Here is a 15,451-nt window from a genome sequence, read left to right on the forward strand (position 1 = left end):
CCGGCTCCACCGAGGCCGAGCAGGGCGAACCGGCCTACCGGAACGAGCCGTCCCACCGGGGCGAACCGTCCTACTGGAATGAGCAGGCGCACCGGAACGAGCCGTCCCGACCAGCCGGGACGGCGCAGCGAGCCGAACGTCCGGGTGGGCCACCCGCGGCCGTCCGGACGGGCGCGACGGTCCGGGCGGCGGTGGTCCGGCCGGCGTCGACGGTAGCCGTGACGGCGGCCCGCGGCGTCCGGAAGGCGCTGTGACCATGCCGCGCCAGAAGGACGTCGCAACCGTGTCGCGCCAGCGGGACGCCGCGACCACATCGCGCCAGCAGGATGCTGTGGCCGCGTCACCCCAGCGGGGCCTGGAGGCCGCGTCGCTCCGGCGGGGTATGGGGGCCGGGCCGTCGACGCTGACCCTGGCCAAGGCTCTCAACGCGGGGCTGCGTGCGGCCATGGAGGACGACCCGAGGGTCGTCGTGATGGGCGAGGACGTCGGCCGGCTCGGCGGGGTCTTCCGCGTCACCGACGGGCTGCTGGCCGACTTCGGCGAGGACCGGGTGATCGACACCCCGCTCGCGGAATCCGCGATCATCGGGACGGCCATCGGGCTGGCGATGCGCGGCTTCCGGCCGGTGTGCGAGATCCAGTTCGACGGCTTCGTCTACCCCGCCTTCGACCAGATCGTCACCCAGCTGGCCAAGATGCACTATCGGACGCGGGGCCGGGTCCACCTGCCCGTGACGGTCAGAATCCCCTTCGGCGGCGGCATCGGCGCTGTCGAACATCACAGCGAGTCACCGGAAGCGTACTTCTGCCACACCGCCGGGCTGAAGGTGGTGGCGTGCTCCAACCCGGTCGACGCCCACACGATGATCCGCCAGGCCGTCGCCGCGGACGACCCGGTGATCTTTTTTGAGCCCAAGCGCCGCTACTGGGAGAAGGCCGAGGTGACCACCGGCCTGCCGCTGTCGACAGCCACCCCGCTGCACGTCAGCCGGGTCGTGCGCACCGGGGAGGACGCGACGCTGGTTGCCTACGGCCCGATGGTGCGCACCTGCCTGGACGCGGCCGCCGTCATGGCCGAGGAGGGACGCGAGCTCGAGGTGATCGACCTGCGCACGCTGTCCCCGCTCGACCTGTCGCCCGTGTTCGCGTCCGTACGGCGGACCGGGCGGCTGGTGGTGGTACACGAGGCGCCGTCGAACGTGTCGCTGTCCGCGGAGATCGCCGCGCGGGTCACCGAGAAGGCGTTCTACTCGCTGGAAGCCCCAGTGCTGCGTGTCACGGGATACGACACTCCGTATCCGCCATCTCGTCTGGAGGAGCACTACCTGCCGGACGTCGACCGGGTGCTCGACGCCGTGGACCGGTCGTTCGACTACTGACCGGCATCCACCGGGCCACACCAGCGAAACGTTCGACAGCCTGCGTGATGCCGGAGGGCCGGGTCCCGGTCGTCAGCCGTCACTCGGTCATCGGTCGTCCCGGCCACCAGTTGGAGGTCACCGTGTCACGTGAGCAGTTCCGGCTCCCCGACCTGGGCGAGGGCCTGCCCGACGCCGAGATCGTCCGATGGCTGGTGGAGGTGGGTGAGCACGTCACCGTCAACCAGCCGATCGCCGAGGTGGAGACCGCCAAGGCGCTGGTGGAGGTGCCCTCCCCGTTCGCGGGCGTGCTGGCCGTCCGGCACGCCGAGCCGGGCGACACGGTCGAGGTGGGGCAGCCGCTGGTGACCGTCGACACCGACGCCAGCGCCGGCGGAAGCGGAAGCGGCACCGTGGATGCCGCCGCTGAAAGCAGTGCATCCAGCACCAACGGCACCCACCGGGCGGGCGGCGCCATCCCCGTCACGGCCGGCCCGGCCGCTCCGGAGAGCCGGCGGCGGCGTGGTCAGACACCTGCCGCGCCCGGCTCGGATCCCGCGTCCGGTCACCCGTCCGGTCCCGCGTCCGGCTCGCGGGAGGGAGATGGCGAGCGGATGCCCGTGCTGGTCGGGTACGGCCCGCGCGGGGGGCCAGGGGTGTCCAGGCGGGCCGCGCGCCGGAGCTCACGCCAGGACCCGACAGGCAGGGCGGACGAGGCAGCCGCGGCAACCAGGACAGGTCCGACAACCAGGATAAATCTGGCAATCGGGACAGGTCCGGCGACCAGGACAGGCCTGCCGGATCCGGCAGGCGGGGGAAGGCCGGCGGGTACGGGCGCGGACGCGGGCGGCAGCCCACGGCCGCCCGACGGCCTCGACGCGCCGCGGCGGCCGGCCCGGGCCGTCGCCGTGCTCGCGAAACCACCGGTGCGCAAGCTCGCCCGCGACCTCGGTGTCGACCTGGGCACGATCGTCGGCACCGGACCGCACGGAACGATCAGCCGCGCCGACGTCGAGGCGGCCCGGACACTCACGAACGGCCACGATGCCGGCCGGGACGCCAGCCATGACGCCGGCCGGGACACCCACTGGGACGCCAGCCCGGACACCGCCCCGGGTGCCGGCCGGGACCGGGTCCGCCGCATCCCGGTGACGGGCCTCCGACGGGCGGCCGCGCAGGCGATGGTGACCAGCGCGGCGAACGCGCCGCAGGCCACCGAGTTCATCAGCGTGGACGTCACCGAGACGATGGCGGCCCGCGACCGGCTGGCCGCGCTGCCCGAGTTCGCCGACGTCAGGGTGACCCCGCTGCTGTTCGTCGCCAAGGCACTGCTGACGGCCGTCAGCCGCCATCCGATGGTCAATTCCCGCTGGGAGGACGCGGCCGGCGACGAGCCCGCGCGGATCGCCGTCCACGAGTACGTCAACCTCGGGATCGCGGTGGCCTCGCCGCGCGGGCTCGTCGTACCGAACATCGCGGACGCGGACCGGATGAGCCTCGTCGAGCTCGCGCACGCGCTGCACGAGCTGACCGTCACCGCCCGCGCCGGAAAGAGCACACCAGAGGCGCTGCGCGGTGGGACGATCACAATCACCAACGTCGGGGTGTTCGGCGTCGACATCGGAACCCCCCTCCTCAACCCGCCGGAAGCCGCGATCCTCGCGCTGGGAGCGATCCGTCCGATGCCCTGGGTGTACGGGGGTGAGCTGGCTGTCCGGACAGTGGCGCAGCTCGCCCTCACCTTCGACCACCGGATCGTCGACGGCGAGCTCGGCTCCAGGGTGCTCGCGGACGCCGCCCGGATGCTCACCGACCCGGCCGTGGCCCTCGCCTGGAACTGACCCACCGACGACGGCACGGGCAGCCCGCCAGGACCGCGATCCGCGACCCCAGGCAGTCGAAATGATACCTTTTGCCACAAACGGGCGAGCGGACCGGGCCCCCAGAGCCATCCACCGGCGTGAACACAACAGAGCGAGCAGGAATCCCAACCAGAGCAAAGCGGGTGGGATGGGGTGGACAACGGAGGAAGAAGCTTGCCTGGTACGGTTGCGCCTTGCTTACGGCTTCCGGTACGGCTTCCGGCACAAAGGGGTGGAACGCATGACGCGCGTGGAGGCACTGCAGGCCGCGGACGAGTTCGTCGCCAAGGTCCTGACCTCCGCAGGCTCCAGCGGACGTTTCAACGGTGCTCTCAACCTCGCTGAACGGGTCGATCTGACGCTGCGGGTCGCGCGGTTCCTCCTGGAGGGGCAGGGCGCCTCCGAGACCGACGACCTGCTCAAGCGGGACATGCGCAACGAACTGGACCAGGCCTTCCCGCCGCTGCGCACGTCCTAGGACACTTCCTGTAGATCCTGAGAACACTTCCCGTAGATCCCGCTCGACGCGGGCGACGATCTGGGCACCGATCCGCGCGGACGCGGATCCATGGCACAAAGGCACAGGCACGGACGCGGCCGGCCTCGGGATGCCGACCTCATCCCGGGGCCAGGCACGGGCCCGCGGTGGCGCGGACGGGGCACCTGCCCGCGCCACCCGTCTACCAGCCGGCTACCGGTCAGCCGGCTACCAGCTGCCAGTCACTCAGAACGCCTCCTCGGGGAGGTCCATCAGGTCGAGGTCGGTGGCCGCCAGGACGCCGAGCCGGGCGGACAGCTCGGGCAGCACGTTCGCGGCGAACCAGCGGGCCGCGGACACCTTGCCCGCGTAGAAGGCCCGGTCCTTCGCCGACAGGGTCCCCGCCGTCCCCCGCGCCGCCAGCGCGTTCTCCGCGGCCTCGGCCTGGCGCAGCAGCAGCCAGCCGATGACGAGGTCACCGACGCTCATCAACAGCCGGGTGGTGTTCAGGCCAACCTTGTACACGTTGCGGGGATCCTCCGCCGCGCTGGTGAGAAAGCCGACCAGCGCGGCGACCATCGACTGGACGTTGTCCAGCGCGACGCCGAGGGCCTCCCGTTCGTGCCGCAGCGAGCCGTCGCCGGCGTCGCCCTTGGCGAACGCCTGGATCTCGCCGAACAGCGTGCCCAGCGCCGTGCTCCGGTCCCGCACGATCTTGCGGAAGAAGAAGTCCTGCCCCTGGATGGACGTGGTGCCCTCGTACAGGGTGTCGATCTTGGAGTCCCGGATGTACTGCTCGACCGGATAGTCCTGCAGGTAGCCGGAGCCGCCGAGGACCTGGAGGGATGTCGCGAGCAGCTCGTAGGACCGTTCCGAGCCGACGCCCTTGACGATGGGCAGCAACAGGTCGTTGAGCCGTTCGGCGAGGTCGTCCCGGGTGCCCGCCGCCTGCGCCAGGGCGATCCTGTCCTGGATCGTGGCGGTGTACAGGACAAGCGCCCGCATGCCTTCCGCGTACGCCTTCTGCACCATCAGCATCCGCCGGACGTCCGGGTGGTGGATGACCGTGACGCGCGGCGCGGTCTTGTCCATCAGCCGGGTCAGGTCGGCGCCCTGGACCCGGGTCCGGGCGAACTCGAGTGCGTTGAGGTAGCCGGTGGACAACGTCGCGATGGCCTTGGTGCCCACCATCATCCGGGCGTACTCGATGACCTCGAACATCTGGGCAATGCCGTTGTGGACGTCGCCGACCAGCCAGCCGACCGCGGGCTGCTGCTCGCCGTAGCGCAGTTCGCAGGTGGTGGAGACCTTCAGCCCCATCTTCTTCTCGACGTTGGAGACGTAGACGCCGTTGCGCACGCGGGGCTCGCCGGTGTTCGGGTCCACCAGGAACTTCGGCACCAGGAACAGGGACAGGCCCTTGGTGCCCGGCCCGTGGCCGACCGGTCGGGCCAGGGTGAGGTGGAAGATGTTCTCCGGTACGTCCCAGTCACCACCGGTGATGAAACGCTTCACGCCCTCGATGTGCCAGCTGCCGTCGGGCTGGGGTACCGCCCTGGCGCGCCCGGCTCCCACGTCCGAGCCGGCGTCGGGCTCGGTGAGGACCATGGTCGCGCCCCACTGGCGCTCGATCGCGAGCCGGGCGAGGTTCTTCTGCTCGGCATTGCCGAGCCGGTCGAGGATCGCCGCGAAGGTGGGCCCGCTCATGTACATGAACACCGCCGGGTTGGCCCCGAGGACGAGCTCCGAGGCGGCCCAGGCGACCGAGGGCGGAGCGCCCATCCCCCCGAGGTGCGGCGGCACGAACAGCCGCCACCACTGGCCTTCCATGAGCTGGGCGTAGGACTTCTTGAACGACTCCGGCAGGGTGACGCTGCCGGTGCTGGCGTCGAAGACCGGGGGGTTGCGGTCCGCGTCCGTGAACGACTCGGCGATCGGGCCGGTAGCCAGCCTGTCGAGTTCGGCGAGTACCTCGTGGGCCGTGTCGCGGTCCATCTCGGCGAACGGGCCGTGCCCGAGCGTGTTGTCGACATCCAGCACCTCGAACAGGTTGAACTCGATGTCGCGGAGGTTGCTCTTGTAGTGCCCCATGGCTGTCTCCCGGGGAAGAGCCGGCCATCGGTGCTCACCGATGGGGCCGGCGTACTCCTACTGGCCAGTAACTCATACCCATGCTACCCGCCGGTAACCATCCTTGGTACGGATGCGCGGAATCCGGAACAACAAGCCGGAGCGAGCCAGGACCATGACATTGCGCAGCGAATGCCATGGCTGGCGACACTTTCCGCGACGGGGAGGCGGCCGGCGATCCTAGGAGACGTCGCCCCAGCGCAGGTTGCCGTCGGGATCGCGCAGGCAGACCACGGGACGTCCGTTGGCCCCCTGGACGACCTGGCCGGTGTCGGTGACGGTGCATTCGGCGTTCGGCACGGGAGCGGCCGGGTCGGGCGGCGACGGGCCGGCCAGCCCCCAGCGCGGCTGGCCCGTGTCCGTCTGCTGGCAGTACAGGATCAGCCCGCTGATGGCCTGCCGCGGGGCGACATCGCGCGCGGATACGCATGGCTGACCCACGAACACCGTGGGCGACCAGTGCGACGAGTCAGAACCCGGCGGAGCATCGGTGAGGCCGCCCGGCGCGGCGGGATCGGACGCCTTCGGGGAGTCCTGCGCGCCCGGGGCCGGGGCGCCCGTCCCGCCGGTCGCGGCCGGCGGCCCGGAACGTTCGCCCGGCCCGCCCGAGGGGCCCGTGGCCGAGGCCCGCGGCGAGGACATCTCGATGTCGCTGCCGGCCGACCCGCAGCCGGCCAGCAGGAGCGCCGTCATCGCGACCGCCGCGACGGCACGGGCTGCGCTTCGGGCACGGGCTGCGCTTCGGGCACGGGCTGCGGCATGGGCTCTTAGACACCCGTGTCCTGCATGTCCAGCCGCCACACCGTCCAGCTTAGGCCGTGTCAGACGGATGTTGGTCGATGCGGGTGGCCGTCCGGGCGCCACCCGCGGTCGAACATCCGTCGGACGCGGCCTGGGCGCCGGCCGGCGGGGCACGGCGGCGCGCGGGAAGAACGATCGGCCCGGCGGGCGCCGGCCGGGATTTTCCGACTGTCATGAACCAGGAGTGACCGGGTCGGGACGCGTCACTCACGACTGTGGGACAGATCACGATCACCGGAAACGACTGACATCGCCATCCTGTCCCGTACGGCGGTTCTCCGGCCTACGATCCGGCACATGGTCGCCTGCCCGACATGCGGAAAGGCCAATCAGGACGAAGCACGCTTCTGCTTCTCCTGCGGTACTCCCCAGCCCACGTTCGGGATCGGCGCCCGCAAGACCGTCACGATCCTGTTCTGCGACGTCACCGGCTACACGGCCATCGGTGAGCAGCTCGACTCCGAGCCGCTGCAGCAGGTCATGTGGCGGTTCTTCAGCGCCGCCCGCGAGGTGATCTCCTCGCACGGGGGCAGCGTCGAGAAGTTCATCGGGGACGCCGTGTTCGCCGTCTTCGGCATTCCCGTCCTGCACGAGGACGACGCGCTGCGGGCCGCCCGGGCGGCCTGCGAGATCCGTGCCAGCATGGACGTGCTCAACGCCGACCTGGAGCGTGACTGGGGGTTCCGCTTCCGCATCCGCATCGGCATCAACACCGGCGAGGTCACCGTCGGCGGGCCCGGGACGGGCGGCGGTGTCACCGGGGACGCCGTCAACGTCGCGTCCCGGCTGGAGGAGGCCGCCGCCCCCGACGAGATCCTCATCGCGGACGCCACCCTGCGGCTGATCCGGCCGCACGTACGCGCCGAACCGGTCGGGCCGCTGGTCGTCCAGGGCAAGCGGGCGCCGCTGCGGGCCCACCGCCTGATCGACCTGACCCACCCGGGGATCGGGCCGGGGGCGCGGTTCGCGCCCGAGGGCTTCGCCGCCCCGGTGATCGGCCGGGACCGGGAGCGCCGCCGCCTCGACGACGCCCTCGAGCAGGTGATCGAGGAACGCACCTGCCACCTGTTCACCCTGCTCGGCCCGGCCGGTATCGGGAAGTCCCGGATGGTCCGGGAGTTCTGTGAGGCGATGGCGCCGCGGGCGACGGTGCTCACCGGGCGCTGCCTGTCCTACGGCGAGGGCATCACCTACTGGCCGCTGATGGAGATGGTCCGGCAGGCGACCGGGATGTCCGCCGACGAGAGCGCGCCCGAGGGCCGCCGCCGCCTGCGCGAGCTGCTGGAGGAGGTCGGTAACGTCACCAGCGGCGTCACCGGGGACGCCGCCGCCGTGGTGGACGGGCTGGCACCCCTGGTCGGGCTCGGCGGCGCCGAGGTCGGCGCGCAGGAGAGCTTCTGGGCGGTACGGACCTTCCTCGCCGCGCTCGCCGAGAAACGTCCGCTGATCGTCTGGTTCGACGACGTGCACTGGGCCGAGCCGACCCTGCTGGACCTGATCGAACACGTCGCCGACTGGTCCCGGGAAGCGCCGGTCCTGCTGCTGTGCCTGGCCCGGCCGGAACTGCTCGAGGAACGCCGGACGTGGGGCGGCGGCAAGCTCAACGCCACGTCCATGCTGCTGCAGCCGCTGAGCGAGGAGCGCTGCCAGCGCCTGATCCGCACCCTGATGGGCTCGAACGACCTCGACCCGGCGCTGGTCGCGCGCATCACCGACTCGGCCGCGGGCAACCCGCTGTTCGTCGAGCAGACGCTGGCGGCCCTCGTCGACGACGGGCTGCTGCGCCGCGAGGGCGACCGCTGGATCGCCACCGGCAACCTGGGCTCGGTCCAGGTCGCCCCGACGATCTCCGCGCTGCTCGCCGCCCGGCTGGACCGGCTCAACGCCCACGAGCGGCGGGTCCTGGAGCGCGCCGCCGTGGTCGGGCAGCGTTTCTACCTGGACGCGGTGGTGGAGCTCTCCGCCCCGGCGGACCGGGCGGCGGTCGCCGAGCACTGCCTGTCGCTGGTCCGCAAGGAGCTGGTCCATCCCGACCGGTCGGACCTGCCCGGGGTGGAGGCGTTCCGGTTCCTGCACGTCCTGCTGCGCGACTGCGCCTACCAGGCGACGTCGAAGCGGCAGCGGGCGGACCTGCACCAGGGGTACGCGAGCTGGCTGCAGACCCGGATGGCCGGGCGGCCCGGCGAGCACGACGAGCTCGTCGGCTATCACCTGGAGCAGGCCTACCGGTACCGGGTCGCGCTCGGGCTGCGCGACGCCGAGACCGAGGAGCTGGGACGGCAGGCCGCCACCTGCCTGATCGAGGCCGCCGACCGGGTCCGCCAGGGCGACGAGACAGGAGCGGCCGGGCTCCTCAAACGGGCGGTCAAGCTACTTCCAGTGACAGATCCGCTGCGGATACGCGCCGAGATCGACCTTGGCTGGGCGCTGTACTCCTTCGACCGCTTCAGCGACGCCGAACGCATGCTGCGCCAGGCCACCGACCGGGCCACCCGGATCGGCGAGGCCGGCCTGCGCGCCCACGCCCGCCTCGCCCACCTGCGGCTGATGTTCGCCACCAGCCCGGAGGGGCTGGTCGCCGAGACCCTCGGCGAGGCGACCCGGGCGTTACCGATCTTCATGCAGAGCGGGGACGAGGTCGGCGCCGCGCTCGCCTGCCGCAGCCAGGCCGCCGCCTACATGGCGGCCGGCTGCTACGCCCTGGCGGAACGGGCGATGCAGGCCGCCGTCCGGCACGCCGAGGAGTCCGGGGTGCTGCGCGACGTCCAGACGACCAGGCGCGACCTCGTCCACCTGCTCAGCCTGGCTCCCCGGCCGGTCGGCGAGTCGATCGAGCGCGCGCAGCGGGCGCTGGCCGGTGTCGGCGACGACCGCGGCCTGCGCCGCTCCCTGCTCGCCCAGCTGGCGCTGCTGCACACGATGGCCGGGGACGTCGACGCCGGCATGGAGCACCTGATCCGGGCCGAGGCGATCGACTGGGACGTGCGCAGCCCCCGCGGGGACCCGCTGTACGGGGGCTTCGTCGTCGCCCGGATCGCCCTGCTCACCGACGACCTCGACACGGCCGAGCACGAGCTGCGGCGCAGCTGCCGCCGGCTGGCCCGGATGGGCGAGCGCGCGCACCTGGCCACCCGTGCCGCGGCCCTCGCCGACGTCCTGGTCAAGCTCGGGCGCCTGGACGAGGCCGCCACCTACGTGTCGCGCTCCCGCGACGCCGCCGCCGGCGACCAGGTGCCCGCCCAGGCGGGCTGGTGCGGGGTGCACGCCAAACTGCTCGCGATGCGGGGGCGGGACCGGGAGGTCGAGGCCGTGCGGTTCGCCGAGGCCGCCTGCGACCTCGCCGGCCGGACCGACGACTGGGACGGGCAGGCGCAGGCCTGGCTGACCTACGCCGAGGTGCTCCACCGGACCGGGCAGAGCGACCTGGTCCGGCCGAAGGTCGACGCCGCGGTCGCCTGCTACGAGAAGAAGGGCAACCTCACCGGGGCGACGCGGGCCCGCCGGCTGCTGGAGGACCTCGCAGCCTCCGTGTGAGGGCCCCGTACCGGGCCCTCAGTGTGAAGCCCTCAACGTGGGCCCCTCCATGTGGGGCCCTCCGCCACGTGAAGCCCTCGGTGTAAGGCCCTCGGCATGCCCTCGCTCGCGGGCCCGGCCGTAGCCGGTCCCACGATCCCGTCAGCCGGCCGCCCCGCACCCGCGGGCGCGGGCTTCTTCCTGCAAGTAGTGGAGCTCCTCGGCCCACACCCGGAAGCGTCCCACCGCGGCCAGCTCCGCGGCCAGCGCGCGGGCGATCCGGGCGATCGAGAGACGTTCCACCGGGCTGCGCAGCCACGGGCGGTCCGCCGTCTCCTCCTCGGTGGCCCGCTCGTAGGCCGCCCGGTGCAGGACGATCTCCGCCTGGGCGACCTCGATCTGCTCGACCAGCATCCGCGTCCGCGTCCACAGCTCGGCGTCGCTCGGCACGGCCCGCCCGACCGACCAGGGCCTGTGGCGGTGCCCGCTCATCGGGGGGCCACCCGAGCCGGCCGACTGCGTCACGGCGGACCTCGGCATAACAGACATGGTGACAGGCACCGCTTTACGATCGGCGCCCGGCTGGGCCCGGTAATGATACCGCCGCCAGCCACCACTGTCCGGCGTCCGCGGCGGTACTCACCCTCTGGGTACGAAGTCGGCGGCAGGAAGTGAATGCCCCGCGACCACGGGTAGGACCGATAGCGAGATAACGGAAAGGGATCACATCGGAACTTTCCGTGTTGTCGATGGGGGCCGGGGGACGTGGTGGCCGGATCGGTGGCGGTTGTGCTGGGATTTCCGCTCCTCCTGATGGCCGGCATGCTGGCCATGCAGCGGGTGGAACAAATGATCGAACGGGTGCGCCAGCCGGTGCTGCGAGCCGTCCCGGACCTGGACGACGCCTGCGTCGAGGAGGTCGAGGAGACCGGCCCGCCCCCGGCCCGCCTCCTGCGGCTGATCGTCTCCCGGCACGCCGTCCGCCCCTGACCAGCCCCCGCCCCCGGCCAGCTCGCCGTCCGGGGCCGCCGACGGGTACCCGAGGCCGCTGGCAGCGTCACGCGTGCCAGCTGTCATGCGCGTCCGCGTCACATGCCGGGGTACGTAACCTGCTGGGGCTGTAACGGATCCGCCGAAGGCGGCCGTCGGCAGGGGAGTGCGACAGCCGCGTGGAGAGGGAAACCTCGCGGCACGGAGAAGGGCGGGTGTCCGCGCGCTGGCCGGGTGCGCCCGATGAGGGCACACCCGGCCGGCACCCGCAGCGCCCTGACCGGTACTCGTGGCCGGCCCGTGGCCGGCGCGTGGCCACCGCCAGCGCGCCGGCTCGCGCGGCCGGTCAGTGCGCGGAGCTGGTGGCGGTGGCCCGGGCCGCCGCACCGGTGGCTGACCGTCGCGGCCCGGGCTCGACCTGCAGCCGGCCGGTCAGGCCGGTGGAACGCAGCAGCGCCATGAACGCCGGGGACGCCCCCCGGATCCGCACGGTCGAGTGGACCCCGCGCAACAGCAGGTCGGCCCGTAGGAGCGCGGCCATCCCGGCGATGTCGATGGCGGTCAGGCCACCGACGTCCACCACCACGTCGGTGCCGCCATGGCCGAGCAGCTCATGGATCTGCTGACGGAATCGCAACCGGCCGCGGGTGTCGAGCTCGCCGTCGAGTACGATGATCACTTCGCACTCGGACCGCGTCACCGACATGCGCAGCCGACCGGCCTGCACCTGCATGCTTTTGCCCCCCGGTGATACCGCCGGCTTCCCACCACTGTCACCCGTTGCCACACCTCCGGACGAGACCGGATGAGAATCGTCAACAGCCGTGGTCTTTCCCCGAGCCACGAGATACACACACTCGACACAGCGATACTACCGAGCGTGACCAAAGATTCCGACTCTCCCGGGGCGCGGGCCCGGTGGGAGCCGCCGGGCGGCCCACGGGCCGGCTCCTGACGGTCACCGGGCCGGCGCGGGCCGCCACCCGGGTCACCTCGATGCGCGCCGGGCCTCGCGGAAGCGGCGGATGAGGTTGTTGGTGGAGCTGTCGTGGTCCAGCCGCCCGGCCCCGGCGGCCCCGGCGGCCCCGGCAATGTCGTCACTGTCCGTGGTATCCGCTGACAGTTCCGGAATGATGCGCTGTGCCAGCAGCTTGCCGAGCTCCACGCCCCACTGGTCGAAACTGTTGATGTCCCAGAGCGCCCCCTGGGTGAAGACCTTGTGCTCGTAGAGGGCGATGAGCTGACCGAGGGTGAACGGCGTCAGCCGGTCCGCGAGAATCGTGCTGGTCGGCCGGTTCCCCGGGAACGTCCGGTGCGGGACGAGGGCGGGGTCGGCCCCTTCGGCGGCGACCTGCTCGGCGCTGCGGCCGAAGGCGAGCGCCTCGGTCTGGGCGAAGAAGTTCGCCATCAGCAGGACGTGGTGGTCCGTCCCGGTGTCCGGGTTCGCCGGCACGTCGTGGTCCGGGTGGACGAAGCCGATGAAGTCGGCCGGGACCAGCGCGGTGCCCTGGTGGAGGAGCTGGAAGTAGGCGTGCTGGCCGTTGGTCCCGGGCGTGCCCCACACCACCGGGCCGGTGGGCGTGGACACCGGCCGGCCGGAGCGGTCCACGGACTTGCCGTTGCTCTCCATGTCGAGCTGCTGCAGGTACGCCGGGAACCGTCCCAGATAGTGGCTGTAGGGCAGGACGGCGTGGGTCTGCGCGCCGAAGAAGTCCCGGTACCACAGGCCGAGCAGCCCCAGCAGCACCGGCAGGTTCCGCTCGAACGGAGCCGTCCGGAAGTGGACGTCCATCGCGTGGAACCCGGCGAGCAGGTCACGGAAATGCTCCGGCCCGATCGCCAGCATCAGGGAGAGGCCGATCGCGGAGTCCACCGAGTAGCGCCCACCGACCCAGTCCCAGAACTCGAACATGTTGTCGCTGTCGATACCGAACGCGGTCACCTCCGCCGTGTTCGTCGACACCGCCACGAAGTGGGACGGGACGGCGTCCGGCCCGAGCGCGTCGGTCACCCAGGCGCGGGCGGTGCGGGCGTTCGCGAGCGTCTCCAGGGTGGTGAACGTCTTGGACGAGACGACGAACAGCGTCTCGGCCGGGTCGAGGTCGTGCGTCGCCTCCCAGATGTCGGTGCCGTCGACGTTGGAGACGAAACGGAACCGGATCGAGCGGTCGGAGTAGTCCAGCAGCGCGTCGTACGCCATGGCCGGGCCGAGGTCCGACCCGCCGATCCCGATGTTCACGACCGTCCGGATGTGCTTTCCGGTGGCGCCCCGCCAGACCCCGGAACGGACCTTGTCGGCGAACGCGGACATCCGCTGGAGCACGGCGTGCACCGCGGGCACCACGTTCACGCCGTCCACCTCGATGACGGCGTCCGCGGGGGCGCGCAGCGCGACGTGCAGCACCGCCCGGCCCTCGGTCGTGTTGATCCGCTGGCCGGTGAACATGGCCTCGATCTGGTCCCGCAGCCGGGCCCGCTCGGCCAGGGCGACCAGCAGCTCCACCGTCCGGGCGGTGATCCTGTTCTTGGAGAAGTCGAGGTGGAGGCCGTCGGCCGCCGCGGTGAACGTCTCGCCCCGGCGCGGGTCGTCGTCGAACAGGCCGCGCAGGTGGACACCGGCGAGCTCCGCGTGGTGCTTCTCAAGCGCCGCCCATTCCGGCGTGCCGGTTATCAGGGAATCGTGCTGGACGGCACCGTGGGACGGCTCGATGGACGACATGATCTTCGGGAACCTCCCGGCTGGACGGCTGCGGGCGCGGCTGCGACATGCCCACGATGCTGCATGCCCCCGTGCCGGGTCCACGTCACCGCATGCCCAGCAGGTCACCGCGCGCGTCACCCGGCGGGCCGCCGCGGCGGCACGGTACCGCCGGGAGCCGGCGCAGGCCGTCCACCAGTAGATGTGACACCGCGGATACGGATAGATCATGAACGTGACCGGCTGTCGCTGGCTATGATTCGTGTCACCCATCTGTCAGCGCCGGTTGTGACCCGCGACGGGATCGGCGGACGGTGACGGTCGTACACTCACGACTGTTTTGCGGCTCCGGTTGTTCTGCGGCTCCGGCGCGGATGCGGGAACAGCTGTCCATACGGTGGCGGACGGAACTGACCTTTGTTGATTGATCGCTCCCTGGTGGAGGCCGCTCTCCCCGGATACCAGGTCGAGAGTGAACTCGGCCGCGGTGGCTACGGGCTGGTCCTCGGCGGCCGCCATCGGCTGATCGGCCGCAACGTCGCGATCAAGGTGCTGCTCGACACGGCCAACGACGCGGACCTGCGGACCCGCTTCCTCGCCGAGGCGCGCGTCCTGGCCGAACTCGACCATCCGCACATCGTGCGCATCCACGACTACATCGAGCATCAGGGCACCTGCCTGCTCGTCATGGAACTGCTCCCCGGCGGCACCCTGCGCCAGCGGCTGGCGACCGGCCCGATCCCGCCGGAGGCCACCTGCGCGCTGGGCCTGGCGGCCGCGGCGGCGCTGCAGGCCGCGCACGCCCACAACGTCCTGCACCGGGACATCAAGCCCGACAACATGATGTTCGCCTCCGACGGGCTGCTGAAGGTCACCGACTTCGGCGTCGCGAAGATTTTCGAGGGCACCGAGACGACCGCCAGCGGGATTCTCGGGACACCGCGCTACATGGCCCCCGAGCAGATCACCGGGGGACGGCTGCACGCCTCCACCGATCTCTACGCGCTCGGCGGAGTGCTCTACGAGTTACTCGCCCAACGTCCTCTTTTCGGCCGTTCCCTGTCCGTGGGCGCGCTCGTCAACCACCATCTCAACGTCACCCCGCTCCCGCTCGAGAACATGCCCGCCGCCCTCAACGCGGTCATCATGCGCACGCTGGCCAAGGAGCCCGCCGCCCGCTTCACCAGCGCCACCGCATTCGCCCTCGAGCTCGCCCGGGCCGCCGCGGGCGCGTTCGGCCCGAACTGGCTCGCCCGCTGCGGGATCAAGGTGCTGCTGGACGACGAGGTGCGGCACGCGGCGCTGGGCCAGGCGTCCGGGTCGGAGCCGACCGTCCGGGGCGTGGAAACGCCGTCCGGGCAGCCCGGGACGCCGGGATCCGGTCCCCAGCCGCCGCGGCCGTGGCCCGCGAGCCCACAGCCACAGCCACAGCCACAGCCACAGCCACAGCCGGGATGGTCCGGGCAACAGCCGCAGCAGCCGCAGCCGCGGGCGTACCAGCCTCCGTACGGCGGCCGGGCCGCCGCCGGGCCCCAGGCCCCCTACTGGGCGCCACCGGCGGGATACCCGGCACCGGCCCCGCCGGCCGGTGGGCCGCCGCCGGGCACCCCCGACGCCTTCCC

At 72.0% G+C, this 15,451-nt stretch carries 11 protein-coding genes and 1 pseudogene; 7 read left to right on the forward strand and 5 right to left on the reverse strand.

Annotation, left to right across the window (positions count from 1 at the left end):
* The 4 genes and pseudogenes from NBW84_RS11775 to NBW84_RS11790 form a co-directional block, all read left to right on the forward strand.
* A pseudogene (locus tag NBW84_RS11775) lies at positions 1 to 254 on the forward strand (hypothetical protein); the annotation flags it as partial.
* A 128-nt stretch (positions 255 to 382) separates the two neighbouring features.
* The gene (locus NBW84_RS11780; protein ID WP_250284524.1) at positions 383 to 1,378 is read left to right on the forward strand and encodes an alpha-ketoacid dehydrogenase subunit beta; all 996 of its coding nucleotides are present in this window, start codon (positions 383 to 385) and stop codon (positions 1,376 to 1,378) included.
* Positions 1,379 to 1,500: 122 nt separating this feature from the next.
* Positions 1,501 to 3,198 (forward strand): 2-oxo acid dehydrogenase subunit E2, encoded by a 1,698-nt coding sequence (locus NBW84_RS11785; protein WP_250284498.1) that lies wholly within the window; start codon positions 1,501 to 1,503, stop codon positions 3,196 to 3,198.
* 262 nt (positions 3,199 to 3,460) lie between these two features.
* The gene (locus NBW84_RS11790) at positions 3,461 to 3,697 is read left to right on the forward strand and encodes a hypothetical protein (protein WP_250284500.1); all 237 of its coding nucleotides are present in this window, start codon (positions 3,461 to 3,463) and stop codon (positions 3,695 to 3,697) included.
* 246 nt (positions 3,698 to 3,943) lie between these two features.
* Here NBW84_RS11790 and NBW84_RS11795 read toward each other — a convergent pair whose 3' ends face one another.
* Both NBW84_RS11795 and NBW84_RS11800 read right to left on the reverse strand, forming a co-directional pair.
* Positions 3,944 to 5,788, reverse strand: coding sequence for an acyl-CoA dehydrogenase (locus NBW84_RS11795; protein ID WP_250284502.1), 1,845 nt, complete (start codon positions 5,786 to 5,788; stop codon positions 3,944 to 3,946).
* A gap of 219 nt (positions 5,789 to 6,007) precedes the next feature.
* Positions 6,008 to 6,520 carry a hypothetical protein gene (locus tag NBW84_RS11800; protein WP_250284505.1) on the reverse strand — a complete coding sequence of 171 codons (513 nt, stop codon included), beginning with the start codon at positions 6,518 to 6,520 and terminating at the stop codon, positions 6,008 to 6,010.
* Positions 6,521 to 6,925: 405 nt separating this feature from the next.
* Here NBW84_RS11800 and NBW84_RS11805 point away from each other — a divergent pair, with 405 nt between their 5' ends.
* On the forward strand, positions 6,926 to 10,162 hold the full coding sequence (locus tag NBW84_RS11805) for an AAA family ATPase (protein WP_250284507.1): 3,237 nt from the start codon (positions 6,926 to 6,928) through the stop codon (positions 10,160 to 10,162).
* A 141-nt stretch (positions 10,163 to 10,303) separates the two neighbouring features.
* Here the strand turns inward: NBW84_RS11805 and NBW84_RS11810 are convergent, their stop codons facing one another.
* Complete coding sequence (locus NBW84_RS11810) at positions 10,304 to 10,633, reverse strand: hypothetical protein (RefSeq protein ID WP_250284509.1); 330 nt, start codon at positions 10,631 to 10,633, stop codon at positions 10,304 to 10,306.
* Between the two features lie 288 nt (positions 10,634 to 10,921).
* Here NBW84_RS11810 and NBW84_RS11815 point away from each other — a divergent pair, with 288 nt between their 5' ends.
* Positions 10,922 to 11,131, forward strand: coding sequence for a hypothetical protein (locus tag NBW84_RS11815; RefSeq protein ID WP_250284511.1), 210 nt, complete (start codon positions 10,922 to 10,924; stop codon positions 11,129 to 11,131).
* Between the two features lie 346 nt (positions 11,132 to 11,477).
* Here NBW84_RS11815 and NBW84_RS11820 read toward each other — a convergent pair whose 3' ends face one another.
* Positions 11,478 to 11,864, reverse strand: coding sequence for an STAS domain-containing protein (locus NBW84_RS11820; RefSeq protein WP_250284513.1), 387 nt, complete (start codon positions 11,862 to 11,864; stop codon positions 11,478 to 11,480).
* A 255-nt stretch (positions 11,865 to 12,119) separates the two neighbouring features.
* Entirely contained in the window at positions 12,120 to 13,850 is a 1,731-nt protein-coding gene (gene pgi, locus NBW84_RS11825) for a glucose-6-phosphate isomerase (RefSeq protein ID WP_250284515.1), read from the reverse strand.
* A 396-nt stretch (positions 13,851 to 14,246) separates the two neighbouring features.
* Here pgi and NBW84_RS11830 point away from each other — a divergent pair.
* Positions 14,247 to 15,451, forward strand: a 1,205-nt coding sequence (locus NBW84_RS11830; RefSeq protein WP_250284518.1) for a serine/threonine-protein kinase, incomplete at its 3' end; no start/stop codon positions are given.

It is taken from the genome of Protofrankia sp. CiP1_Cm_nod2 (genome assembly GCF_920664355.1).
Taxonomy (GTDB): domain Bacteria; phylum Actinomycetota; class Actinomycetes; order Frankiales; family Frankiaceae; genus Protofrankia.

What these genes read in the sequence shown, in the direction of transcription:
- NBW84_RS11780 (WP_250284524.1), top strand. Translation starts at nt 383, where the DNA reads ATGGGGGCCGGGCCGTCGACGCTGACCCTGGCCAAGGCTCTCAACGCG.
- NBW84_RS11790 (WP_250284500.1), top strand. Translation starts at nt 3,461, where the DNA reads ATGACGCGCGTGGAGGCACTGCAGGCCGCGGACGAGTTCGTCGCCAAG.
- NBW84_RS11795 (WP_250284502.1), bottom strand. Translation starts at nt 5,788, where the DNA reads ATGGGGCACTACAAGAGCAACCTCCGCGACATCGAGTTCAACCTGTTC.
- NBW84_RS11800 (WP_250284505.1), bottom strand. Translation starts at nt 6,520, where the DNA reads ATGACGGCGCTCCTGCTGGCCGGCTGCGGGTCGGCCGGCAGCGACATC.
- NBW84_RS11805 (WP_250284507.1), top strand. Translation starts at nt 6,926, where the DNA reads ATGGTCGCCTGCCCGACATGCGGAAAGGCCAATCAGGACGAAGCACGC.
- NBW84_RS11810 (WP_250284509.1), bottom strand. Translation starts at nt 10,633, where the DNA reads ATGAGCGGGCACCGCCACAGGCCCTGGTCGGTCGGGCGGGCCGTGCCG.
- NBW84_RS11820 (WP_250284513.1), bottom strand. Translation starts at nt 11,864, where the DNA reads ATGCAGGTGCAGGCCGGTCGGCTGCGCATGTCGGTGACGCGGTCCGAG.
- pgi (WP_250284515.1), bottom strand. Translation starts at nt 13,850, where the DNA reads ATGTCGTCCATCGAGCCGTCCCACGGTGCCGTCCAGCACGATTCCCTG.